Origin of the sequence: Janthinobacterium sp. PSRC1-1, from assembly GCF_049897525.1 — a bacterium.
In the GTDB taxonomy this organism is placed as follows: Bacteria; Pseudomonadota; Gammaproteobacteria; order Burkholderiales; family Burkholderiaceae_D; genus Janthinobacterium; species Janthinobacterium tructae.
On sequence record NZ_JAFCWK010000002.1, the window covers coordinates 317,391 to 341,540 of the forward strand.

The following is a 24,150-nucleotide window of genomic DNA, read 5'->3' on the forward strand; positions in this document are numbered from 1 at the left end:
GCAAGGGGACACACCATGCGCGAACTATTATTCCTCGCCCACCGCCTGCCGTATCCGCCCAACAAGGGCGACAAGATACGCTCGTGGCACATGCTGCAGTACCTGAGCCGGCATTTCCGCGTGCACCTGGGCTGTTTCATCGACGATGACGACGACTGGCGGCACGCGAAAACCGTGGCCGCCCTGTGTGCCAGCACGCGCTTCATCGAATTGCGGCGCGGCACGGCCCGCTGGCGCGCCCTGCAGGCGCTGCTGTCGCGGCAAGCCATGAGCGTGCAGTACTACCGCGATGCACGTCTGCTGCAATGGGTCGATGGCCTGGTGTCTGGCGGCAAGGTACGCCACGCGCTGGCCTTTTCCGGGCCCATGGCGCAATACATCGACGGCAGCGCGGGCCGCGCCCTGCACCGCGTGATCGATTTCGTCGACGTCGATTCCGACAAATGGCGCCAGTACGGCGACAGCAAGCCCTGGCCCCTGTCGCTGCTGTACCGGCGCGAAGCACAGCTGCTGCTGCAGTACGAGCGCCATATCGCCCAGCAGTTCACGGCCGCCAGCTTCGTTTCGCCCGCCGAAGCGGCCCTGTTCCGCCAGTGCGCGCCGATGGCGCGGCGCAAGACGGGATTTTTCAATAACGGCGTCGACACGGCGTATTTCACGCCCATGCCGGCGCAGAGCGCAATCTATCCGCCCGGCGTGCAGGCGCTGGTGTTTACAGGCGCCATGGATTACTGGCCCAACATCGACGCCGTGCAATGGTTCGTGCGCCACGTCTGGCCCGCGCTGCGGCGCCAGTTTCCCCAGTTGCAGTTCTATATCGTCGGCAGCGCGCCCGTGCCCGCCGTGACGGCGCTGACCAGGGTGGCCGGCGTGGTGGTGACGGGCAAGGTGCCCGACATCCGGCCCTACCTGGCTGGCGCGGCGCTGGCCGTGGCGCCCCTGCGCATCGCCCGCGGCGTGCAAAACAAGGTGCTCGAAGCGATGGCGATGGGCAAGATCGTGCTGGCCACGCCGCAGGCGCTGGAAGGCATCGCCGCCCAGCCGGGCCTGGAACTGCTGCTGGCGCGCGACGACGCCGAATTCATCCACCATGCGGCGCGCGTGCTGCGCAATGCCAGCGGCGGCGGGGCCGAAGGCAGTGGCGCGGCCATCGGCGCGGCGGCGCGCCAGCTGGTGTTGCAAGATTACAACTGGGAACGCAACCTGCGCGGCCTGGGCGCCATGCTGGGCCTGCCTGCCGAGGCCGGTGCTGGAGCCAGCGCTGCCGCCATGCCGACGCTGCCCGTGCGGGAGCCATCCACATGAGCGTGCAGCTCGACCGGGTCGCCCGCTTGCCGGACGCGGCCATCCTGCCGCATGCACAGGGCCAGCAGCAAGCCCTGGCGATCCTGCTGCTGGCCCTGGCCGCCGTCGTGCTGCTGTACCACGCCACCTTCTGGTCGATGCTGGAACTGTGGTCGCGCTCGCAGACCTTCGCGCACGGCTTCCTGATCGTGCCCATCAGCTGCTGGCTGGCCTGGCGCCAGCGCGCCCGCCTGGCCGCGCTGGCGCCCCAGCCGTCGTGGCAAGGCTTGCTGCTGCTTGGTGCGCTGGGCCTGGCCTGGCTGCTGGCCGACGCCGCCAACGTGCCCGTGGTGGAACAATATGCGGCCACGGCCATGCTGCCCGCCTGCGTGCTGGCCATCCTCGGCTGGCCGGCCGTGCGCCTGCTGGCCTTTCCCCTCGCGTATCTGTTCCTGGCCGTGCCGTTTGGCGAAGTCTTCCTCGATCCCCTGATCGACTTCACGGCGGCCTTCACCGTGACCGCGCTGCAATGGACGGGCGTACCGGTGTTTCGCGATGGCAACAATTTTTCGCTGCCTACCGGCAACTGGTCGGTGGTGGAAGCGTGCAGCGGCTTGCGCTACCTGATCGCCGCGCTGGCCCTGGGCGCCCTGTACGCCCATGTGCACTGCCACAGCGTGCGGCGGCGCCTGGCCGTCATGGCCACCGCCCTGCTGGTGCCCATCCTGGCCAATGGCGTGCGCGCCTACCTGATCGTGATGCTGGGTCACCTGAGCAACATGCGCCTGGCCGTGGGCGTCGACCACCTGATCTATGGCTGGCTATTCTTCGGCCTGGTGGTGCTGCTGCTGTTCTGGCTGGCCGCGCGCTGGCGCGAATCGCCGCTGGCGCGCGCCGTGCCATCCACGGCCGGGCGCGGCGCCAGCCCGCAGGCCGTCGTGCGCGCCAGCCTGGCTTGCCTGCTGCTGGCGGCGCTATGGCCGGCGCTGGCCCTGGCCAGCCAGCGCGACGCCGGCGCCGTGCCGCCAGGCTCCCCCGTTGTGCTGGCCTTGCCCGATCCGCCCGCCTGGCAGCGCCTGCGCGATGCGGCACCCGCCTGGCAGGCGCCGTATGCGGGCACGCCCGCGCGGTTTGCCGCCACGTATGCACGCCAGACCGGCGACGGCGCGCCGGTGGGACTGCAGCTGCACTGGTATGCACGCCAGGCACGCGATGCCGAACTGCTGACGCACCAGTCCTCGCCATATGGCCCGCGCTGGATGGCGCTGGCGCAACGCGTGCAACACGTCAAGCTGGCCGGCGGCACCCTGGCCGTGCGCGAAAGCGTGCTGGGGCGCGGTGGCGAACGCCTGCTGGTGTGGCGCATCTACCGCCAGGGCGGCATCGTCACGGCCCGACCCGTGCTGGTAAAACTGCTGCTGGCGCAAGCCAAGCTGCTGGGCAGGCGCCAGGATGGCGCCGACATCCTCGTCTTTGCCGCCTACGACGAGCTGGCCCCGCCGCCGCGCGCGCGCCTGCACGCCTTCCTGCAGGCGGCGCTGCCCGTCATCGAACAACGCCTGCAGGAGCTGCCGCATGGCCCCTGACACCGATGCTGGCCGCACACGCGAGGCTGCTGTAGCGGCCAATGACGTCCCGCTGATCGTGCACGTGATCCACCAGCTCGACGTGGGCGGGCTGGAAAACGGCCTGGTGAACCTGATCAACCATCTGCCACCCGAACGCTACCGGCACGCCATCGTCTGCCTGAAGAACGCCACCGCGTTTCGCCAGCGCCTGACCACGCCCGGTGTCGCTATCATCAGCCTGGACAAGCGCGAAGGCAAGGACTGGCGCCACTACCTGCGCCTGTACCGCGTACTGAAACAGCTGCGCCCGGCACTGGTGCACACGCGCAACCTGGGCTGCCTCGAAGCGCAACTGCTGGCCTGCCTGGCCGGCGTGCGCCTGCGCGTGCATGGCGAACACGGGCGCGACATGAGCGACTTGCACGGCACCCGCCGCAAATACCGGCTGCTGCGCAAATGCATGCTGCCGCTGGTGCAGCACTTCATCGCCGTCAGCGCCGACCTGGGCCACTGGCTGGTGGACAGCATCGGCGCGGCGCCCGCACAGGTATCGCACATCGGCAATGGCGTCGACAGCGTGCAATTCCATCCGCGCCTGGGGCCGCCGGCCGCCGTCGGGCCGCCCGGCTTCCTGTGCAACGGCGCCTTCGTCATCGGCAGCGTGGGCCGCATGGCCGCCGTCAAGGACCATGCCTCGCTGGTGCGGGCGTTCCTGCTGTTGCTGGCGCAGCCGGGCGCCCGCGCGCGCCTGCGCCTGATCATCGTCGGCGACGGGCCGTGCCGCCAGGCGTGCCTGGAGCTGCTGCAGCAGGCTGGCGTGGCCCATCTGGCCTGGCTGCCCGGCGCGCGCGACGACGTGGCGCAGTTGCTGCGCGCCATGGATCTGTTCGTGCTGCCCTCGCTGGCCGAAGGCAGTTCGAACACCATCCTCGAAGCGATGGCGACGGGGCTGCCCATCGTCGCCACGCAGGTGGGCGGCAATGCGGAACTGGTGCAGTCGGGCTGGAGCGGCACCCTGGTGCCACCCGGTTCTGCCGAGATGCTGGCCGACGCCATGCTCGACTACTACAGCATGCCAGAACTGGGCCCGCGCCACGGCGCGCGCGGGCGGCGCCAGGTGCTGGCCGAGCACAGCCTGCCCGCCATGGCCGGCGCCTACCTGGCCGTGTACGACCGCCTGACGGGCGCGCGCCAGCCCTCACCCCTGTCCACCTATCCCTGAAAGGCCTCCCATGTGCGGCATCAGCGGCATCTTTGATTTGCAGGGCCAGCGCGACATCGATGTGCTGCTGCTGGCGCGCATGAACCACAGCCTGCAGCACCGGGGGCCGGATGAAGGGGGACTGCACCGCGAGCCGGGACTGGGCCTGGCGCACCGGCGATTGTCCGTGATCGACCTGGCCAGCGGCCAGCAGCCGCTGTTCAACGCCGACCGCAGCATCGCCATCGTCTTCAATGGCGAAATCTATAATTACCGCAGCCTGATGGCCGAACTGCGCCAGTTCGGCCACCAGTTCCGCACCAGCAGCGACACGGAAGTCATCGTCCACGCCTGGGAACAGTGGGGAGAGCACTGCGTGCAACGCCTGCGCGGCATGTTCGCCTTCGCCCTGTGGGACCGCCGGCGCCACCTGCTGTTCCTGGCGCGCGACCGCCTGGGCGTGAAACCGCTGTACTACGGCGAGGCGCAGGATGGCACCCTGCTGTTCGGCTCCGAACTCAAAGCCCTGCTCGCGCATCCGGCCATGCCGCGCGTGCTCGATCCGCTGGCCGTGGAAGAGTATTTCGCCTACGGCTATGTGCCCGAGCCGCGCAGCATCTTCCAGCACGCGCGCAAGCTGCCGCCCGGGCATACGCTGTCGATCCGCGCCGGCCAGCCGCTGCCCGCGCCGCAAGCCTACTGGGACATTCCATTCACGCCGAATCCACCGGCCAGCGAGGCGCAGGCGGCCGACGAACTGCTGGCGCGCCTGCGCGAAGCGGTGCGCATCCGCATGGTGGCCGAAGTGCCGCTCGGCGCCTTCCTCTCCGGCGGCGTCGATTCGAGCGCCGTGGTGGCGCTGATGGCCGGGGCCAGCGCCACGCCCGTCAACACCTGCTCCATCTCGTTCGGCGACCCGGCGTACAACGAGGCGCGCTACGCCGACCTGGTGGCGCGCCGCTACGCCACGGCGCACCACGCGCGCCAGGTCGAGCAGGACGACTTCGGGCTGATCGACCTGCTGGCCAATCTGTACGACGAACCGTTCGCCGACAGTTCCGCCATGCCCACGTACCGCGTCTGCCAGCTGGCGCGCCAGCGCGTCACGGTGGCCCTGTCGGGCGACGGCGGCGATGAAAGCCTGGCCGGCTACCGGCGCTACCGCCTGCACACGCGCGAAGAAAAAGTGCGCAAGGCGATGGACCCCTTGCTGCCGGCCGGCTTGCGCCAGTCGCTGTTCGGCACCCTGGGGCGGCTGTACCCGAAGGCCGACTGGGCGCCGCGCTTCCTGCGCGCCAAGACCACCTTCGAGGGCCTGGCGCGCGACACGACGGATGCGTATTTTCACGGCGTCAGCCTGCTGGGCGACGCCATGCGCGCGCGCCTGTTCAGCCCCGAGCTGCGACGCAGCCTGCACGGCTACCGCGCCGTGGAAGTGCTGCGCCGCCACGCGCTGGCCAGCCCCGCGCAGGATCCCCTGTCGCAGGTGCAGTACCTGGACCTGAAAACCTACCTGCCCGGCGACATCCTCACGAAAGTCGACCGGGCCAGCATGGCGCATGCGCTGGAAGTGCGCTCGCCCCTGCTCGACCATGAACTGGTGGCGTGGATGTCCGGCCTGCCGCCGCAGTTCAAGCTGCGGCGCGGCGAAGGCAAGTACCTGCTGAAAAAAGCCCTGCGCCCGCTGCTGCCGGACACCGTGCTGTACCGCCAGAAGATGGGCTTTGCCATCCCGCTGGCCGACTGGCTGCGCGGCCCGCTGCGCCAGCGCCTGCAACAGCGGCTGCTGGGCCCCACCCTGGCGCAGTGCGGCCTGTTCGACATGGACTACGTGCGCCTGCTGCTCGAGCAGCATGCCAGCGGACGGCGCGACTACAGCGCGCCGCTGTGGGCGCTGCTGATGTTCGAGTCCTTCCTGCGCCAGGTGCTGCCCGTCGATGGCCGCCAGGCGCCGGCGCCCGCGCCCGCCATGGCGGTGGAGTAAATCCATGCGCATCCTGCACATCCTCGACCACTCGCTGCCCCTGCACAGCGGCTACACGTTTCGCACCCTGGCCATCCTGCGGCAGCAGCGCGCGCTGGGCTGGCACACGACGCAACTCACCAGCGCCAAACAGGGGCCGTCCGACAGCGCGCAGCAGCTGGTCGACGGCTGGCATTTCTACCGCACGGCGCCCGATGCGCGCTGGTGGGCGCGCCTGCCCGTGCTGCGGCAAGTGGCCGTCATCATCGGCCTGGCCGTGCGCCTGCGCCAGTTGGCGCAGCAAGCCAGGCCCGACATCCTGCATGCGCATTCGCCCGCCCTGAACGCCATCGCCGCCATCAATGCGGGCCGCGCGCTGGGCATTCCCGTCGTCTATGAAGTGCGCGCCTTCTGGGAAGACGCGGCCGCCGACCATGGCAGCAGCCGGCCCGGTGGCCTGCGCTACCGGCTCACGCGGGCGCTGGAAACCTATGCGCTGCGCCGCGCCGACGCCGTCACCACCATCTGCGACGGTTTGCGGCGCGAGTTGTGCGCGCGCGGCGTGCCCGCGCATAAAATCACCGTCATCCCGAACGCCGTCGATGCGGGCGCCTTCAAGGCCCCTCATAACCCGGCATTGGCCCGCACGCTGGGTTTGGATGGTCATCCTGTGATCGGCTTCATCGGCTCGTTCTATGCCTACGAGGGACTGGCGCTGCTGCTGCGCGCCATGCCGCGCATGCTGGCGGCGCAGCCGGCACTGCGGCTGCTGCTGGCCGGTGGCGGCCCGCAGGACGCGGCCCTGCGCGCGCTGGCGGCGCAGCTGGGCATCGAGTACGCCGTGGTCTTCGCGGGCAGAGTGCCGCATGCGCAGGTGGCCGCGTATTATCAGCTGGTCGACATCTGCGTGTATCCGCGCCTTCCCATGCGCCTGACGGAACTGGTGACGCCCTTGAAACCGTTGGAGGCGATGGCGCAGGGCCGCCTGGTGGTGGCGTCCGACGTGGGCGGCCACCGCGAACTGGTCGAACATGGCAAGACGGGTATGCTGTTTCGCGCCGGCGATGCCGAAGCGCTGGCGCTGGCGGTATTGAACCTGCTGCTGGCGCCCGCCAGCTGCGCGGTACTGCGGCGCCAGGCGCGCACCTTCGTCGAGACGGAGCGCAGCTGGGGCGCCAGCGTGGGCCGCTATGCGCCCGTGTATGCGCGCCTGGCCGCGGCGCGCAGGGTGGCGGGAGTGGCGGGAGCGGCGCCATGATCTTCATGGGCTTGCGCATCGCGCTGGTCGGCCCTCTGCCGCCGCCGGCCGGCGGCATGGCGAACCAGACGGCGCAACTGGCGCGCAAGCTGCGCGACGACGGCGCGCAAGTGCAGCTGCTGGCCGTCAACGGCCCCGTGCTGCCGCCCTGGCTGGAACGCATCAGCTATCTGCGCGCGGCGCTGCGCCTGCCCGTGCACCTGTGGCGCCTGTGGCGGACTGCCAATACGGTGGACCTGTTCCACATCATGGCCAATTCCGGCTGGTCCTGGCATCTGCACGCGGCGCCGGCATTGTGGATCGCCAGCCTGAAAGGCAAGCCGGCCCTGCTCAACTACCGGGGCGGCGAAGCGGCAGCCTTCTTTGCCCGTTCGCCGCGCCTGGTGGCATTGAGCCTGCGCCGCGCCAGCGCCATCGTCGTGCCCTCGGCCTACCTGGCCGGCATTTTCGAACAATATGGCCATACGGCCCACATCGTGCCGAACGTGGTGGACTTGCAGCGTTTTACCCCTGCCGCGCCAGGCGCGTCAGCGTCCGCCGATGGCCCGCGCATCCTCGTGGCGCGCCACCTGGAAAGCCTGTACGACAACGCCAGCGCCGTGCGCGCCTTTGCCCTCGTGCGATCCAGCTATCCCGCGGCGCGCCTGGTGCTGGCCGGCGGCGGGCCGCAGCGCGCGGCGCTGGCACGCCTGGCCAGGTCGCTCGGCGTTCTTGCCTCCGTGCGCTTCGCCGGCCCCGTCGACAATGCCGCCATGCCGGCCCTGTACCAGGCCAGCGACATCGTCCTCAATCCTAGCCTGGCCGACAACATGCCCAATTCCGTGCTCGAAGCGCTGGCCTGCGGCATCCCCGTCGTCAGCACCAACGTGGGCGGCATCCCCGCGCTGCTGCAGGACGGCGTGACGGCGCTGCTGGTGCCGCCCGGCGATCCGGCCGCCATGGCGCAGGCTATCCTGGCGCTGCTGCGCGACCCGCCGCGCGCGCAGGCGCTGGTCGACGCGGGCCTGGCGCACGCCGCCACTTTCGGCTGGCCCGGCATCGCGCCCCTGCTGGCCGCGCATTACCGCCGCATTCGCGCCGCGCCGCGCCCCGGCGTCTACACGCGCTGCGTGGCCCGCTGGCTGTTTCCCCTGCATGAATGGCTCAAGGGCCACCACAGCGCGCGCCTGCTGCGCCGGATGGAACGCTCGCAGTGGTGGAGCGCGCAGCAGCTGCAGGAGTGGCAGCTGGCGCGCCTGCGCGCGCTGCTGCGCCACGCGGGCGCGCACGTGCCCTACTACCGCGCCCTGTTCGCCCGCTGCGGCTTCGACCCGGAACAGGTGCGGCAACTGTCCGATTTGGCGCGCCTGCCGCTGCTGCGCAAAAGCGATATCGCTGGCGCGCGCGACAGCTTCAAGTCTGCCCGCGCCGTGGGCTTGCGCCCGTTCGCCACGGGCGGCTCCAGCGGCGAGCCGCTGCAGTTTTTCCTCGGACGGCGCAGGGTCAGCCACGACATCGCCGCCAAGTGGCGCGCCACGCGCTGGTGGGGCGTCGACATCGGCGACCGCGAAGCCGTCTTGTGGGGCTCGCCCATCGAGCTGCAGGCGCAAGACCGCCTGCGCCGCCTGCGCGATGCGCTGCTGCGCACCACCCTGCTGCCCGCGTTTGCCATGTCGAGCGCGCGCCTCGATGGCTACGTGCGGCACTTGCGCCGCTGGCGTCCGCGCATGCTGTTCGGCTACCCGTCCGCGCTGTGCCGCATCGCCAGCCACGCCGACGCGCGCGACCTGCCGCTCGACGGCCTGGGCGTGAAAGTGGCGTTCGTCACGGCCGAGCGCCTGTACGACGAGCAGCGCGCGCAGATCGCCGCCGCCTTCGGCTGCCCCGTGGCCAACGGCTACGGCGGGCGCGACGCGGGCTTCATCGCCCACGAATGCCCGGAAGGCGGCATGCACATCATGGCCGAAGACATCATCGTGGAAATTCTTGATGACCAGGGCCAGCCGCTGCCGCCAGGGGCCACGGGCCAGATCGTCGTCACCCACCTGGCCACGCGGGACTACCCCTTCATCCGCTACGCCACCGGCGACGTGGGTGCGCTGGGCACGCAGCCTTGCGCCTGCGGCCGCGGTTTGCCCCTGCTGCAGAGAATCGAAGGGCGCAGCACGGATTTCCTCACGGCGGTCGACGGCACCGTCATGCATGGCCTGGCCCTCGTCTACATCGTGCGCGAACTGCCGCAAGTGCGCAGTTTTAAAATCATCCAGGAAAGCCTGCTGCGCACGCGCGTGCTGCTGGTCTGCGTGGCGCGCCTCGATGACGCCACGCGCAGCACCATCGTGCGCGGTTTCCAGGCCAGGCTGGGCGCGCAGGTGGACATCGCCATCGAGGAAGTCGACGAGATCGCGGCCGAAGCGTCGGGCAAGTACCGCTATGTGGTGAGCAAGGTGGCGTAGGCGGGCAGCCCGCAGCGCGATGACATGGCGTTGTCCATGCTCATGCATATATCTTGCCACATCGCTTGCAATGGGCGCACCGTCGACAAGCGCGATCTCGCCTGCGAAGCCATCTCAGAATGCATGCACGCTACGGATCGGGATAGCAACGCCAGTCTGGCTGGCGATTTTCGCACGCAAGTCGCTGTGCTTGAAGTATTCGGCACCGTGCGCTCACACATTGATGTAGATCAATCAATTTTCGAATCGCATGCAGCAGAATATGATCATTCGCAAGTGTCTGTTGACCAGCCCATGGCAGGGCGCGTGACTGACGCCCCTCCAACTTCATAAGGAATAACATGATCCCCACTACCATGCAAGCCGCCGTCGTCGAACAACTGGGCCAGCCGCTGGTGCTGCGCGAGGTACCCGTGCCGGTGCCCGGCCCCGGCCAGATCCTGGTCAAGACGGAAGCGTGCGGCGTGTGCCACACGGACTTGCACGCGGCGCGCGGCGACTGGCCCGTCAAGCCGACGCCGCCGTTCATTCCCGGCCACGAAGGCATCGGCCTGGTGGTGGCCATGGGCACGGGCGTGACCGAAGTACAGCTGGGCGACCGGGTCGGCGTGCCCTGGCTGTACTCGGCGTGCGGCCATTGCGAACATTGCCTGGCCGCCTGGGAAACCGTGTGCGCCGAGGCGCAGTTCGGCGGCTACACCAAAAATGGCGGCTTTGCCGAATACATCCTGGCCGACCCGCGCTACGTCGCGCATATTCCGGCAGGGCTGTCCGCCGTGCAGGCAGCACCCATCATCTGCGCCGGCGTGACCAGCTACAAGGGCATCAAGGAAACGGGCGCGCGGCCGGGCCAGTGGCTGGCCGTGTCCGGCATCGGCGGCCTGGGCCACCTGGCCATCGAGTATGCGGTGGCCATGGGCTTGCGCGTGGCGGCCGTCGACATCGATGAAGGCAAGCTGGAGCACGCGCGCGCCCTCGGCGCCGAAGTGACCATCAACGCGCGCCAGGGCGACCCTGTGGCGGCCCTGCGCGAAGCGACCGGGGGCGGCGCCCACGGCGTGCTGATCACGGCGCCGTCGATTGATGCCTTCCAACAAGGCGTGGCGATGACGCGCAAGCGCGGCACCTGCGTATTGGTCGGCTTGCCGCCGGGCGACTTCCCGACGCCGCTGTTCGACGTCGTCGCCAACTGCGTGACGATACGCGGCTCTTTTGTGGGCACGCGCCAGGACATGGCCGAGGCGCTCGCCTTTGCCGCCAACGGCAAGGTCAAGGCCGGCATCGAATTGCAGCCGCTGTCGGCCATCAATGAGATCTTCAGCCGCCTCGAGCATGGCAAGGTGGCCTCGCGCGTGGTGCTCGATTTCAGCGGCAATTGAGCTACGCCTGAGCAGCGCGCCAACTGCGCCGGTGTGTCGTGCGACGGCAATTGCATTTTCATTGCCATAATTGCACATTACAAAGGACACACCGATGAAAATTTCTCTTGCTGGCTGGCTGGCCTGCGCCGCCCTCGCCTGCTCCGCTCCCGCCAGCGCGGCCGAGCCGGCCGCGTCCGCCTTGCCCGGGCACTATTACCTGCAAGGCGTCATGGAAACGGGCTCCGAACTGCTGCTGAAAAAGGATGGCACGTTCGAATGGATGCTCAGTTATGGCAATACCGACGAGCAAGCCAGCGGCGCGTGGCGCGTTGTCGGCGACACAGTGACCCTGGTGGCGGGCAACGGCGGCAAGGAGCCGCAATTCCGCCTGTTCGAGGAAGCGGAAATGCGCATCCGGAAACCCGCCGAAGCGGGACTGTGGGTGGCCATCGTCGGCTTTCCCCAAGTGGGGCCGATGCCCGGCGTGGAGGTAAAATTCGAAGCGCACAGCGGCAAGACGGCCACGGCCGTCAGCGTGGCGAACGGCGACGCCATCGTGCGCATGCCGGCGTCGGAGCGCTGGGTGCGCGCCGGCTTGCGCCGCCAGGGCTCGAAAGCCGAGTATCAATGGCTGGCCGTGCCGCCCGAGCGCGCGCAGCAACGCCTCGCCGCCTTCGCCGTCACCGACCCGCAATGGCTAAGAGGCCAGGCATTCCAGAAGCTGGCCTTGCGCGTCGTCAAAGGCGGGCTGCAAGTGGACGATGCGGACAGCAGCCTGGCCAGGGGCCTGTACGCCAAACCGCCATCAAAGCAGTAGCCCTCACTCTATCTCGTTCCATTTCCCAAACACGCCGCCCTGGTCAGTATTCTTGACCAGGGCGGCGCCGTTTGCGCCCACGCGCTGCCGTGCGCCGTTGACACCCCGCACGGTCTGTCCTATAGTCGCCGGGTTAACAAGAAATGAGAATGAGAATCATGTTCATTAAAGTGAAAAAATGGCTCGTCTGCTATCCGCTCGTCGCTGCCAGCCTCAGCCTGCTGCTGGCCGGTGGCGCGCAGGCGCAAGTGGCCGATCCTGGCGCCGGTGCCAAGCAATTGTGGCAGTTGATTGATTATGTGGCCGTCGATTACAGCGGCGCCATCGAGCAGGGCAAGGTGGTCAGCGAAGCGGAATACGCGGAAATGCTCGACTTTACCGACAACGCGACGACGCAGATCGCCGCCCTGCCCGCCCACGCGTCGCAGGCGGCCATCGCCGCCGCCATCGCCGACCTGCGCCAAGCCGTCGTGGCCAAGGCCGACGGCGTGGAAGTCAAGCGCCTGGCGCACCACGCGAACGGCTTGCTGATCGCCGCCTACCCGATTCCCGTGGCGCCGAAAGTGCTGCCCAACCTCATGCGCGGCGCGGCCCTGTATGCGGCCCAGTGCGCTTCTTGCCACGGCGTGGCCGGCGGCGGCGACGGTCCGCTGGCGGCCAGCCTGGAACCGAAACCGATCGCCTTCACGGATGGCGAACGGGCGCAGTCGCGCAGCGTGATGGCGCTGTACCAGGTCATTTCGCAAGGTGTGGCGGGCACCTCGATGGCCAGTTTCGGCCAGCTGTCCGACAACGAGCGCTGGGACCTGGCCTTCTTTGTGGGCGGCATGTCGCACGACGCGGCGGCGCGCGCACACGGCGAAAAGCTGTGGCAGGACGATCCACGGGCCAAGACACTGTACGCGGACCTGGCCGCCGTGACGACCCTGACGCAGGAAGCCGCGGCAGCCAAGCTGGGCGCGGACGAGGCGCAAGCCTTGACGGCGTACCTGCGCAGCGCCCCCGACAAGGCCGAGGCGCACAAGCCGGCCGGCCTGGCCCTGTCCCGTTTGCGCCTGGCGGAAAGCCTGGCCGCCGTGCACGCGGGCGACCGCGCGGCCGCCACGCGCCTGGGCCTGTCGGCCTACCTGGACGGTTTCGAGCCAATCGAGCCGATGGTCGGCGCGCGCAACAAGTCCTTGCTGCTGGCCGTGGAAAACGCCATGCTGGCCTACCGTTCCGCCGTTGCCAAGGGCACGGTGGCCGACGCCGAAGCGGCGGGCGACAAGCTGCAGCAACTATTTACCCACGTGGAAGCGGAGCTGGGCGACGCCAAGGCCGAGCCGATGACGACCTTTATCGGCGCCCTGACGATCTTGCTGCGCGAAGGCGTGGAAGCGCTGCTGATCGTGATCGGCATCATCGCCTTCCTGCGCAAGGCCAAGCGCAACGATGTCATGCCCTACGTGCATGGCGGCTGGATCAGCGCGCTGGTGGCGGGCGGCCTGACATGGGTGGCGGCAACGTACCTGGTCACCATCAGCGGCGCCAGCCGGGAAGTGAGCGAAGGGCTCGGTTCCGTGTTCGCGGCCCTGGTCCTGCTCAGCGTGGGCTTGTGGATGCACCAGAAGAGCAGCGCCGGGCGCTGGCAGGAATACCTGCACGAGAAACTCACGGCGGCCATGACGCGCCGCTCCGCCTGGGGCCTGTTCGCCCTGGCCTTCATTGCCGTCTACCGCGAAGTGTTTGAAACCGTGCTGTTCTATTCCGCCCTGGCGGCGGACGGCAATGGCGGCGCGCTGCTGGGCGGCTTCCTGGTGGCCATCGTGCTGCTGGTCGTGATCGCCTGGGCCTTGCTGCGCACCAGCGCCCGCATGCCGATTGGCCAGTTCTTCTCGTGGACGTCCGCCTTCGTGGCCGTGCTGGCCGTGATTTTGATGGGCAAAGGCGTGGCCGCGCTGCAGGAAGCAGGCTGGATCGGCGTCACTCCGGTCGACTTCATGCGCATTGATCTCTTGGGCATCCTGCCGACCCTGGAAACCCTGCTGGCGCAGGCGGCCATCGTGGCCATCATCGTCGCCGGCTATGGCTGGAACCGTTATTCGGCAGGCAAGCACAAGCTTGCCTGATCTTGTCATCACCGGCACGGGCAAGCTGCCTGTGCCGGTGCCGGCGAGCTGGTCAAGGAAGCGTCTCGCGCGCATCCACATAGGCCCAGGCTTGCGCGCCCGACGCCAGGGTGACGCGCTCGCGCCGGTAGGCGGCCACCTCGTATGCGTCCGCCTGGCGCAATTCCTCCAGCGTCACAGCCAGCACGGCGCCCGGCACGCCATCCGCCGGTTCGCCGCGCGAGGCGATCGGATGATGCGTCTTGCCGCTGGTCGCCACCACTTGCGCATCGTCGATGGCCAGCATGGCCAGACAATAGCCGGGCAGCCGGTCGGGCCGGCTGTCGAGCAGCCGCCCGAAGGTGGCCAGTTGCACGTCCGCCTGCTGCAAGGTGCCGTAGGAAAACAGGTGTTCCGTCGCTGCCGCTCGATTCGTTGCCATTTTCTTCTCCCCGTCGATTGTCGATAGCGTACATCGTAGCGCCTTTTGCGCCGGGACCGGTCCTGCGCGGTTTTGAAAATTGAGATATGATGACCATCATGCAGAAATCACCCAACAAGTCAGCGGCCAAAATCACGGCGCAAAGCCGCAAGGAAGCCACCCACGAACGCATCGTCGAGGTGGCCACGCGCGCCATCCGCCGCAGCGGCTATGCGGGCACGGGCGTGGCCGACATCATGAAGGAAGCGGGCCTGACGCACGGCGGCTTTTATGCGCACTTCGCCTCGCGCGACGCGCTGCTGGCCGAAGCGGGCGACCGCGCGGGCGCCGAATCGGTGGCGCTGGCGGCCAGGGTGGCGGCCGCCGCCCCGCCGGGCCAGGCGCTGCAGGCCATGCTGGCCGCCTACCTGTCGCCCGCACACATCGCCGCCATCGAAGTGGGCTGCCCCGTCTCGGCGCTGGGTTCGGAAATGCCGCGCCAGGCGCCCGAGGTGCGGCGCGCCGCCACCATCCACATCAAGGAAATGATCGACTTGTTCGCACGCCAGATGCCCAACTGGGGCCAGCCCGAAGCCCACGCGCAAGCCATGGCGACGGTGTGCGCCATGATCGGCGCCACCATCCTGGCGCGCGCCGTCGACGAGCCGGCCCTGTCGGACGCGCTGTGTGCGGCCACCCTGGCGCAGTTTCAAGACACCAACTAGCCGCAGCGCCCGGGGCCTTGAAGCGTCCCGGTTTTTTTTCAAACAACAATATGACGACCGTCATATTTTATGCAGTCAACCACTGAAGGACTACCATGAAAAACAACAAGATTGCCCTGGTCACCGGCGCTTCGCACGGCATCGGCGCGGCCACGGCCCGGCGTCTGGCGCACGCGGGCTACACGGTGTATGGCACCAGCCGCCGCGCTAGCCAGGCGGGCGCAGCCGCAGCCAGCCATGCGATGCTGGCGCTCGACGTCACCAGCGATGCATCTGTCGCGGCCGCCGTGGCCGAGGTGATGCGGCGCGAAGGCCGCATCGACCTGCTGGTCAACAACGCCGGTTTCGGCGTGGCGCCGGCGGGCGCCGAGGAAAGCAGCATGGCGCAGGCACAAGCCATCTTCGACACGAATTTTTATGGCGTCGTGCGCATGACCCTGGCCGTGCTGCCGCACATGCGGGCGCAGGGCGGCGGGCGCATCCTCAATATCGGTTCCGTCGTCGGCTTCTTGCCCATGCCCTACGGCGCGCTGTATTCGGCCACCAAGCACGCGATCGAAGGGTACACCGAATCGCTCGACCATGAAGTGCGCGGCTGGGGCATCCGCGCCAGCGTCATCGAACCGGCCTACACGAAGACCACGTTCGAAGCCAACCTGCTGGCGCCAGATAGCCCGCTGGCCGCCTACCGGCAAGTGCGCGCCGCCGTCACAAGCCGGCTGCAGGCGCTGATGGCCGGCGCCGATGACCCGGCCATCGTGGCCGACACGGTATTGGCGGCGGCGCAGGCAAGCCAGCCGACATTGCGCTACACGGCCGGGCCGCTGGCGGCACGCTTGCGCCTGATGCGCCGGTTCCTGCCCGCCGCGCTGCTGGACGCCGGCTTGCGCAAGGACCTGCGCCTGGCCTGAACGCCAGCATTTCACAGCATTCAGAGAGAACATCATGCAAGCATTGCAACTCAAACAATATGGCGGCCTCGATCATGTGGCGTTTGCCGAACTGCCCCGCCCCAGACCCGGCCCCGGCGAACTGCTGGTGCAGGTGCATGCCGTGGGACTCAATCCCATCGACAACCTGATCCCCAGGGGCGACTTCAAGCCGATAATCAAGCTGCGCTTGCCGGCCACCCTCGGCAGCGACCTGGCCGGCGTGGTGGTGGAAGTCGGCAGCGGCGTCACGCGTTTCAAGGTTGGCGACGCCGTGTATGCGAGCATTTTCGATACGCCACATGGCAGCCTGGCCGAATTTGCCGTCGTGTCCGAACAGGCGGCCGCCCTCAAGCCCGCCAACCTCGATTTCGTGCAGGCCGCCTCAATTCCCATGGTGGGCTTGACGGCATGGCAAGCCATGCATGAGCGCATGCAGCTCCAGCCTGGCCAGAAAGTGTTCATCCCGGCCGGTTCCGGCGGCATCGGCACGTTTGCCATCCAGCTGGCCAAACATCTGGGCGCCCGCGTGGGCACGACCACCAGCACGGCGAATGTGGCACTGGTGCGCGGCCTGGGTGCCGATGAAGTCATCGACTACACGCAACAGCCGTTCGAGCAGGTGCTGCGCGATTACGACGCCGTGCTGGGCACGCTGCGCGGCGACGGCCTGGAAAAGGCCATGCGCATCGTCAAGCCCGGCAGCCGCGTCGTGTCGCTGATCGGCCCGCCGGACCTAGCTTTCGCCCGCGCGCGCGGCATGCATGTGGTGCTGAAGCTGGTGTTCGGTTTGCTCAGCCGCAAGATTATCGGCCTGGCGCGGCGGCGCGGCGCCAGTTATGCCTTCCACTTCGTGCGTCCCGACGGCGGCCAGCTGGCGCAGATCGCCGCGTTGGTCGAAGCGGGAAGCATCCGCCCCGTCATCGACCAGGTGTTTCCTTTTCTTGAGGCGAAACAGGCGCTGGCCTGCCTGGCGCAAGGCCGCGCGCGCGGCAAGGTGGTGGTGCGGATGACCGTTCCCTGAGGCGCCTATGCAACTGTGACTATGTGTGAGTTTTGCGTTGGCAATTTCCTCCATACTCGTTGTCAAGCCCGTACCTGTTGATACCGGTCAACCTCAATAAAGGTAGCTCATGCGCTTTTTCCCGCGCTTTTTTCCGCCATGCTGCTGGTTCGCCATCAGCCTCGCGGCCGGCATCGGCCATGCCGCCGAACCGGGCGTGAGCGATACGCACATCCGGCTCGGCATGGTCAATGCCCAGACCGGGGCGGCCTCCGGGCTGGGACGGGCCATGCTCGATGGCGCGACGGCCGTTTTCCAGGAAGCAAACCAGCGCGGCGGCATCCATGGCCGCAGCATCGAGCTGGTGGTCGCCGACGATGGCTACGATCCGGACCGGGCCATCAGCGAAACACTCAGGCTGGTCGAGGAAAAACAGGTATTCGCCCTGTTCGGCAACGTGGGCACGCCCACGACCAACGCCGTCATACCGATCGTCGAGGAAATGAAGGTGCCGCTGGTGGGCGCGTTTACGGGCGCCATGACCTTGCGCCGCCCCGTGGTGCATGAAATCATCAACTTTCGTGCCAGTTATGACGATGAGTCCGATGCCCTGGTGCAGTATTTCGTCAGCCGGGGCATCCAGCGCTTCGGTGTCCTGTACCAGGACGATGGCTTCGGCAATGCCGTGCTCGATGGCACCGTGCGCGCGCTGCAGCGGCGCGGCATGCAACTCGTCGCCAAGGGCGCCTTCCAGCGCGGCACCACCGCCGTCAAGGCGGGACTGGCGGCCCTGATCGGGCACGACTTGCAGGTGGTCATCATGGCCGGTCCCTACACCCCGGTGGCGGCGTTCGTGCGCGAGGCAAGCCAGGCCAAGCTGAAGGCGGCCCTGGCCACGGTATCGTTTGTCGGCACGGACAGCCTGCTGCAACTGCTGGGCACGGAAGGCAACAACATCCTGATCTCGCAGGTGGTGCCGCTGCCCGAGGAACGCACGCTGCCCATCGCCGCCGAATGCGCCGACCTGCTGGCCCGGCACGTGCCGGCGGCCAGGCTGTCGTTTGTCAGTTTCGAGGGCTGCATCTCGGCCACCCTGATGGTGGCGGCGCTGCGCCGCACGGGCGCGGACCTCACGCGCGAACGCCTGATCCGGAGTTTCGAAACCTTCGAGCGGCTCGATCTCGGCGGCTTGCAGGTGACGCTGCGGCCAGACGACCACCAGGCATCGACGGCCGTTTTCCTGACCCGCATCGCCGATGGCAGGATCGTCCCGGCCGACCTGGCGCCTGGCGCGAAGTGATGCGCCCCCCCGCCCCTGGAGCATGGCGTGAAAATCAAGACCAAGCTGATCGTCAGTAGCACCGTCCTGCTGGCGGGCGTGGCGGCCATGGCGGCGACCGGCCTGCTGCTGGTGAAGGGCATCGAAACCCATGTGCATGGCTTGACCGACGAGACGGTACCGCTGTACACGGACGTATTGCGCCTGCGCTATACCGTGCAGGATATGGCCTCGGACTTTTTCGAGCTGGGCAAGGCGCAAGACCTGGCGCAGCTCGAGCAGGTGTCGAACAAGATCGTCGCCAATATCCAGACCGCCGAGAGCATCAGCGACGATTTGCGGCGCCACGGCCAATTGCAGGCGCCCCGCTACCACGCGGCCTTCGAACGGGAATTCCAGCGCATGCGCGTGGCCGTGCGCAAACGCCTGGAAAACGAGGCGTATTACAAGGCGCAGGCAACGGAGATGCGCCAGCTGCTGGCGCAGATCAAGGCCGCCGCCAAGGGCGCGCGCGGCAATATCCGCCTGGTCGACAGCCAGGCCCAGGCCACGGCCGCCGAGGTGCAGCTGCAAAGCCAGCGTCTGAACCAGAACGCCCGCTACCTGACGGATTTGCGCCAGAGCATCTACGACATGCAGATTGCGCTGGCCGAAACGCAGGCCGTGCAGAGCCGTTTCCGCATCGCCCCCTTGCGCGAGCGCCTGGCCGCGGCCGTGGCGCACCTGGCGGGCCCCAGCGAGCGCGACATCAGCCCGTCGCAGCTGACCCTGCGGGCGACGCTGCAGGCCACGACGCGCCAGCTGCTCGATCCTGGCACCGGCTTGCTGGCCTTGCGCGCGGGGCTGCTGGCCGAGGGCGGCGCCAGCGCGGCGCAGCAGGCTGCTTACCTTACTCTCAAGAAACAAATCAGCACCGCCCTGGCCACCGCCCACCTGCGCCTGGCCGAAGAACTCGATCCCATCGAATTGCAACTGGCGATAGGGCGCGACCGGCTGGCACAGGCCAGCCGCTACATGCACACCTCGGCCCGCATCGAGGATGCCAGCGGCGAAATCAACCTGGCCGTCGACGCCATCAGCATCGACGTGGGCGAAGTCATGCTCGCCACGGCCGCCGGCGACGTCACGCGCCTGGGCCACGATATCGCCCGTCGCATCAGCGCCCTGCAGCGCGACATGGCCACCATGCAGACCTTGCTGCAAAGCATAGGCCAACTGGGCTTGCTGGCAGAAACGCGCACCGTCAACACCTACCTGGACGCGGTGGAGCGCTCGGGACAGCGGCTGGTGCACGCCAAGCGCAGCGTGCTCGACAGCCAGGCGGCGCTGGACGAGGTCATCGATCATGTGCGCGCCTTCGAACGCGAACAGGCCGCCTATTCGGCACAGCAAGTGGCGCGCATCACGGGCCAGCAGCAGCAGGCGGTGGCCAAGGTGCGCGATGGCGTGCGGCATGCCTTCGTGCTGATCCTCGGCATCGCGCTGGTGCTGCTGCTGGCCTGCGTGGCCATCACAGGCCTGATCAGCGCGTCCATCGCCGGGCCGCTGGCGCGCCTGTCCTACGCCATCGCGCATATCCGCGACGGCAAGGCGCTATCGGTGCGCGTGGCGCAGCACGGCAGCGATGAACTGGGGCAGCTGATCACGGGCTTCAACGGCATGCTCGAACACGTGGAACAGCGCGACCTGGCGCTCACGCAGGCCAAGGCCGAGGCCGACGCCGCCAACCGCGCCAAATCGGAATTCCTGGCCAAGATGAGCCATGAAATCCGCACGCCGATGAATGGCGTGCTGGGCATGACGGAATTGCTGCAGCGTACGGAACTGAGCCCAAAGCAGCAGCGTTTCGTGCACACGGTGCACCGCTCGGGCGAAAGCTTGCTGAGCATCATCGACGACATCCTCGATTTTTCCAAGATCGAGGCGGGCAAGCTGGTGCTCGAACACATCCCCTTCGACCTGCGCCAGCTGATCGACGACGTGGTGGCGCTGTTTGCCAACGGCATCGAGCGCAAGGCCATCGCATTTACCTGCCGCATCGCCCCCGACGTGCCGCAGCACGTGCGCGGCGACCCCGTGCGCCTGCGCCAGATCCTCACCAACCTGCTCAATAACGCCACCAAATTCACCGAACGGGGCGAGATTGGCGTCGATGTCAGCTGTCCCGCCGCCGGCCAGCTGCGCCTGGAAGTGCGCGACACGGGCATCGGCATGGCGCCGGAGGCGGCGGCGGCCGTCTTCCAGCCCTTCCGCCAGGCCGACAGCACCACCTCGCGCAAATACGGCGGAACGGGACTGGGCCTGGCCATCATCAAGCAGCTGGTGGAGATGATGGGCGGCAACATCGTGCTCCATTCCGTGGCGGGCCAGGGTTCCAGCTTCGCCGTGACCGTCGTCGTGGGCAAGGTGGCGCCCGAGGACGTACCGCTGGCGCTGTCTGCCCTGCCCGCTCCGCCTGACACCGGGGCCGCAGGCCAGGCGCCGCTGCGCATGCTGCTGGTGGAAGACAATGCGATCAACCAGGAAATCGCCCTGGCCATGCTGGAAGATAGCGGCTATGACGCCACGCCGGCCGACAACGGGCGGCGCGCGCTGGCCCTGTGGGAGCGCTACCCGTTCGATGTGATCCTGATGGATTGCCAGATGCCGGAAATGGACGGCTTCGAAGCGACGCGGCGCGTGCGCCGCATGGAAGCCCAGCAGGGCCGTGACCGCACGCCCATCATCGCCGTGACGGCCAATGCCATCCTGGGCGACCGCGAACTGTGCCTGGACGCGGGCATGGACGACTACCTCGCCAAACCGTATACGCGCGCCGCCCTGCTGGCCGTGCTGGCCCGCTGGCGCCCGGCGTCCGCCGCACCAAAGGCAGCGCAGACGCCGGCAGTGACGGCGCAGGCTGTGCAGCAGGCGCCGGCCGAACCGGCTGCCCTCCTCGACGCGGCCGCCCTGCAAAACCTGCGCGCCATGCGCCGTCCCGGCCGTCCCGATGTGCTGGGCCGCATCATCGACCTGTTCTACAGCGACGCCCCGCGCCTGCTGGGCCAGCTGGAAGTGGCGGCCGGGGCCAGCGACGCCGCGGCGCTGCAACTGGCGGCGCACACGCTCAAGTCCAGCTGCGCCAACGTGGGCGCGCTGGGCTTGTCGGCCACCTGCCGTGAAATCGAACAATACGCGCGCGGCAATGACGTCGCCAGCGCACTGCAGCATATCCGCGGCATCCAGCAAGAACTCGACCGTGTCCTTGCCGCCCTGGCCATTGAAAAGGAAGCCATATGAATACCGCACTGCCCCCGCAAGCACGGGTCCTGGTGGTCGATGACGACACCATGACGCGCTTCCTGGTGACGGAAGCGCTGGAGCCGGAAGGCTTCCGCATCGAGGAAGCGGCCAGCGGCCTGGAAGCGCTGGCCGCTTTCCAGCGCGGCGTGCCCGACCTGATCCTGCTCGACGTCGCCATGCCCGGCATGAGCGGCTTCGAATGCTGCGCACAGCTGCGCCGGCTGCCCGGCGGCGCGCACGTGCCCATCGTCGTGCTGACCGGCAACGATGACGATGACTCCATCAAGCAGGCGCTGGAAGCGGGCGCCAGCGATTTCATCTCCAAGCCGATGCAATGGCGTCTGCTGGCGCACCGGCTGCGCTACCTGCTGCGCGCCAGCAGCGCGCTGACCGAGCTGAACCGTATCCAGGCAAGCCTCAGCCACGCGCAGGCGCTGGCCCGCCTGGGCAACTGGGAATACCGGCTTGCCGATGGCGACGGCTACTGGTCGCCGGAACTGTTGCGCATCCTGGGCCTGGACGCCGATTCCGGCCCCACCAGCTTCGAACGCCTGTTGCAATGCCTGCCCGAAGACCAGCGCCCCATGCTGCTCGAGGCCTTCATGGAACTGCATGCCAGCGGCACCGGCTACAGCCTGGAACACAAGGTGCTGCAGCCGGGCGGCGGCGAGTGCATCGTCTTCCACCAGGCCGAGGCCGTATGCGAAGGCCAGCAGGTGCTGCTGATGCGCGGTACCGTGCAGGACATCACGGAACGCAAGCGGCAGGAATGGCGCATCGAATACCTGGCCAACCATGATGCGCTGACGGACTTGCCCAACCGCCAGTTGCTGAACGACCGCATCGGCCAGGCCATCGTCCACGCCCGCCGCACCCGCCTGCACCTGGCCACCCTGATGCTGGACCTCGATCGTTTCAAATTCGTCAACGACAGCTACGGCCACCCGGTGGGCGATGCGCTGCTGCAGGAAGTGGCGCGGCGACTGCAGCACGCGGTGCGCGAAGGCGACACCGTGGCCCGCCAGGGCGGCGACGAATTCGTCATCCTGCTGACGGACTTGCCCGATAGCGACACGGCCGAGGACATCGCCAAAAAGGTGCTGGCGGTGTTCGCCGAGCCCTTTTTGCTGGGCGAACATACCTTGCATGTCAGCACCAGTATCGGCGCCAGCCTGTTTCCCGCCGATGGCGACAGCGGCGACATGCTGCTCAAGACGGCCGATGCGGCCCTTTACAGCGCCAAGGACAAGGGCCGCAACGTTTACCAGTTCTACAACCACAAGATGGGCGTGCTGGTGGAAGAGCGGGCCGAGATCGAACACGCCTTGCACCAGGCGCTGGCGCAGGGCGAGCTGGAATTGCACTATCAGCCCAAGGTCAACCTTGTCACTGGACAAATCTATGGCATGGAAGCGCTGCTGCGCTGGCGCCGGCCCGGCATCGGCCTGGTGCCGCCGGAGCGCTTCATTCCCCTGGCCGAGGAAACGGGCATGATCATTGCCATCGGCGAATGGGTACTGCGCACGGCCTGCGCGCAACTGGGCGTCTGGCATGCCTACGGCTTTGCGCACCTGACGATGGCCGTCAACGTCTCGGCGCGCCAGTTCCGCCAGGTCGACATGCCGCAACTGGTGCGCGCAGTGCTGGCCGACAGCAACCTGCCGGCCCACTGCCTGGAACTGGAGCTGACGGAGAGCGTGCTGATGCAAAACCGCGACCTGGTGGTGCGGGCGCTGGAACAGTTGAAGGAAATCGGCGTCACCCTGGCGCTGGACGACTTCGGTACCGGCTATTCCAGCTTGTCCTATCTCAAGCAATTCCCCATCGACGTGGTGAAGATCGATCAATCGTTCATCCGCGACGTGACCGACAGCGTGGACGGCGCTTCGCTGACCCGCTCCATCATCGCCATGGCCAAGTCGCTGCACCTGAGCACAGTGGCCGAGGGCGTGGAAACGGAGGAACAATTGGGATTTCTCAATACCAATCACTGCGACGCCATGCAAGGCTATTACTTCAGCCGCCCACTGCCCGGCGCCGAGATGGATCTGATGTTGTATGCCGGCACCCATTTGCCGCCCGAGAACTGCCATGCCGTGGCGCCGCAGCGCGTGCTGCTGCTGGTGGACGACGAGGAGCATATCCTGTCCGCCCTGCGCCGCTCGCTGCGCAAGGAGGGCTACCAGATACTCAGCACCACCAATCCGCAGGCAGCGCTGGAACTGGTCGCCTCCCACGCGGTGGGCGTGATCCTCACGGATGCGCGCATGCCGGGCATGTCCGGCAACGAACTATTGCGCCGCATCAAGGGCATCTATCCGGAGATCGTGCGCGTGATGCTGTCCGGCTATCCTGAGCTGCATTCAGTCACGGCGGCCATCAACGAAGGCTCGGTGTACAAGTTCATCACCAAGCCGTGGGACGAAACCCTGCTGAAAGACCACTTGCTGGAAGCCTTCCTGCGTTTCGAATCGGGCGTGCAACGGCCGCCACGGGGGCCCCATGGCGTCGAGATCGGCAACCGTGCCGCCTAGCCG

General features: G+C 67.8%; 17 protein-coding genes. 16 read left to right on the top strand and 1 reads right to left on the bottom strand.

Annotated elements, in window-relative coordinates; translation table 11 throughout:
- The first annotated feature begins 15 nt into the window (after positions 1-15).
- From ACP7DW_RS05025 to ACP7DW_RS05070, 10 genes are all read left to right on the top strand, one after another.
- Positions 16-1,305 carry a TIGR03087 family PEP-CTERM/XrtA system glycosyltransferase gene (locus ACP7DW_RS05025; RefSeq protein WP_426054164.1) on the top strand — a complete coding sequence of 430 codons (1,290 nt, stop codon included), beginning with the start codon at positions 16-18 and terminating at the stop codon, positions 1,303-1,305.
- Complete coding sequence (xrtA, locus tag ACP7DW_RS05030; protein WP_426054165.1) at positions 1,302-2,870, top strand: exosortase A; 1,569 nt, start codon at positions 1,302-1,304, stop codon at positions 2,868-2,870. Before ACP7DW_RS05025 ends, xrtA begins: the two co-directional genes overlap by 4 nt.
- Positions 2,860-4,074, top strand: a complete 1,215-nt coding sequence (locus ACP7DW_RS05035) for a TIGR03088 family PEP-CTERM/XrtA system glycosyltransferase (protein ID WP_426054166.1) — start codon at positions 2,860-2,862, stop codon at positions 4,072-4,074. The genes xrtA and ACP7DW_RS05035 overlap by 11 nt, the downstream gene beginning before the upstream one ends.
- A 10-nt stretch (positions 4,075-4,084) precedes the next feature.
- On the top strand, positions 4,085-6,037 hold the full coding sequence (locus ACP7DW_RS05040; protein WP_426054167.1) for an XrtA/PEP-CTERM system amidotransferase: 1,953 nt from the start codon (positions 4,085-4,087) through the stop codon (positions 6,035-6,037).
- A 4-nt stretch (positions 6,038-6,041) separates the two neighbouring features.
- Positions 6,042-7,274: a TIGR04063 family PEP-CTERM/XrtA system glycosyltransferase gene (locus tag ACP7DW_RS05045; RefSeq protein ID WP_426054168.1), complete on the top strand. Its 1,233-nt coding sequence runs from the start codon at positions 6,042-6,044 to the stop codon at positions 7,272-7,274.
- Complete coding sequence (locus tag ACP7DW_RS05050; RefSeq protein ID WP_426054169.1) at positions 7,271-9,709, top strand: glycosyltransferase; 2,439 nt, start codon at positions 7,271-7,273, stop codon at positions 9,707-9,709. Before ACP7DW_RS05045 ends, ACP7DW_RS05050 begins: the two co-directional genes overlap by 4 nt.
- Before the next feature lie 36 nt (positions 9,710-9,745).
- Positions 9,746-10,042: a hypothetical protein gene (locus ACP7DW_RS05055; RefSeq protein WP_426054170.1), complete on the top strand. Its 297-nt coding sequence runs from the start codon at positions 9,746-9,748 to the stop codon at positions 10,040-10,042.
- Positions 10,043-10,053: 11 nt separating this feature from the next.
- Positions 10,054-11,088 carry a zinc-dependent alcohol dehydrogenase gene (locus tag ACP7DW_RS05060; protein ID WP_426054427.1) on the top strand — a complete coding sequence of 345 codons (1,035 nt, stop codon included), beginning with the start codon at positions 10,054-10,056 and terminating at the stop codon, positions 11,086-11,088.
- Positions 11,089-11,182: 94 nt separating this feature from the next.
- On the top strand, positions 11,183-11,887 hold the full coding sequence (locus tag ACP7DW_RS05065; RefSeq protein ID WP_426054171.1) for a hypothetical protein: 705 nt from the start codon (positions 11,183-11,185) through the stop codon (positions 11,885-11,887).
- A 158-nt stretch (positions 11,888-12,045) separates the two neighbouring features.
- Positions 12,046-13,995 (top strand): FTR1 family protein, encoded by a 1,950-nt coding sequence (locus ACP7DW_RS05070; protein ID WP_426054172.1) that lies wholly within the window; start codon positions 12,046-12,048, stop codon positions 13,993-13,995.
- A gap of 52 nt (positions 13,996-14,047) precedes the next feature.
- Here the strand turns inward: ACP7DW_RS05070 and ACP7DW_RS05075 are convergent, their stop codons facing one another.
- The gene (locus ACP7DW_RS05075; RefSeq protein ID WP_426054173.1) at positions 14,048-14,416 is read right to left on the bottom strand and encodes a gamma-glutamylcyclotransferase family protein; all 369 of its coding nucleotides are present in this window, start codon (positions 14,414-14,416) and stop codon (positions 14,048-14,050) included.
- Positions 14,417-14,502: 86 nt separating this feature from the next.
- Here ACP7DW_RS05075 and ACP7DW_RS05080 point away from each other — a divergent pair, with 86 nt between their 5' ends.
- The 6 genes from ACP7DW_RS05080 to ACP7DW_RS05105 all read left to right on the top strand — a co-directional run bounded on the left by ACP7DW_RS05080 (position 14,503) and on the right by ACP7DW_RS05105 (position 24,147).
- A complete protein-coding gene (locus ACP7DW_RS05080) occupies positions 14,503-15,120 on the top strand; it encodes a TetR/AcrR family transcriptional regulator (protein WP_426054174.1) in 618 nt (205 codons plus the stop codon).
- Positions 15,121-15,215: 95 nt separating this feature from the next.
- Positions 15,216-16,031 (top strand): oxidoreductase, encoded by an 816-nt coding sequence (locus ACP7DW_RS05085; RefSeq protein WP_426054175.1) that lies wholly within the window; start codon positions 15,216-15,218, stop codon positions 16,029-16,031.
- A gap of 34 nt (positions 16,032-16,065) precedes the next feature.
- The gene (locus tag ACP7DW_RS05090) at positions 16,066-17,073 is read left to right on the top strand and encodes an NADP-dependent oxidoreductase (RefSeq protein WP_426054176.1); all 1,008 of its coding nucleotides are present in this window, start codon (positions 16,066-16,068) and stop codon (positions 17,071-17,073) included.
- Positions 17,074-17,182: 109 nt separating this feature from the next.
- Positions 17,183-18,352, top strand: coding sequence for an ABC transporter substrate-binding protein (locus tag ACP7DW_RS05095; protein WP_426054177.1), 1,170 nt, complete (start codon positions 17,183-17,185; stop codon positions 18,350-18,352).
- Between the two features lie 27 nt (positions 18,353-18,379).
- Positions 18,380-21,610 (top strand): ATP-binding protein, encoded by a 3,231-nt coding sequence (locus ACP7DW_RS05100; protein ID WP_426054178.1) that lies wholly within the window; start codon positions 18,380-18,382, stop codon positions 21,608-21,610.
- The gene (locus ACP7DW_RS05105; protein WP_426054179.1) at positions 21,607-24,147 is read left to right on the top strand and encodes an EAL domain-containing protein; all 2,541 of its coding nucleotides are present in this window, start codon (positions 21,607-21,609) and stop codon (positions 24,145-24,147) included. Before ACP7DW_RS05100 ends, ACP7DW_RS05105 begins: the two co-directional genes overlap by 4 nt.
- Positions 24,148-24,150: the final 3 nt, after the last annotated feature.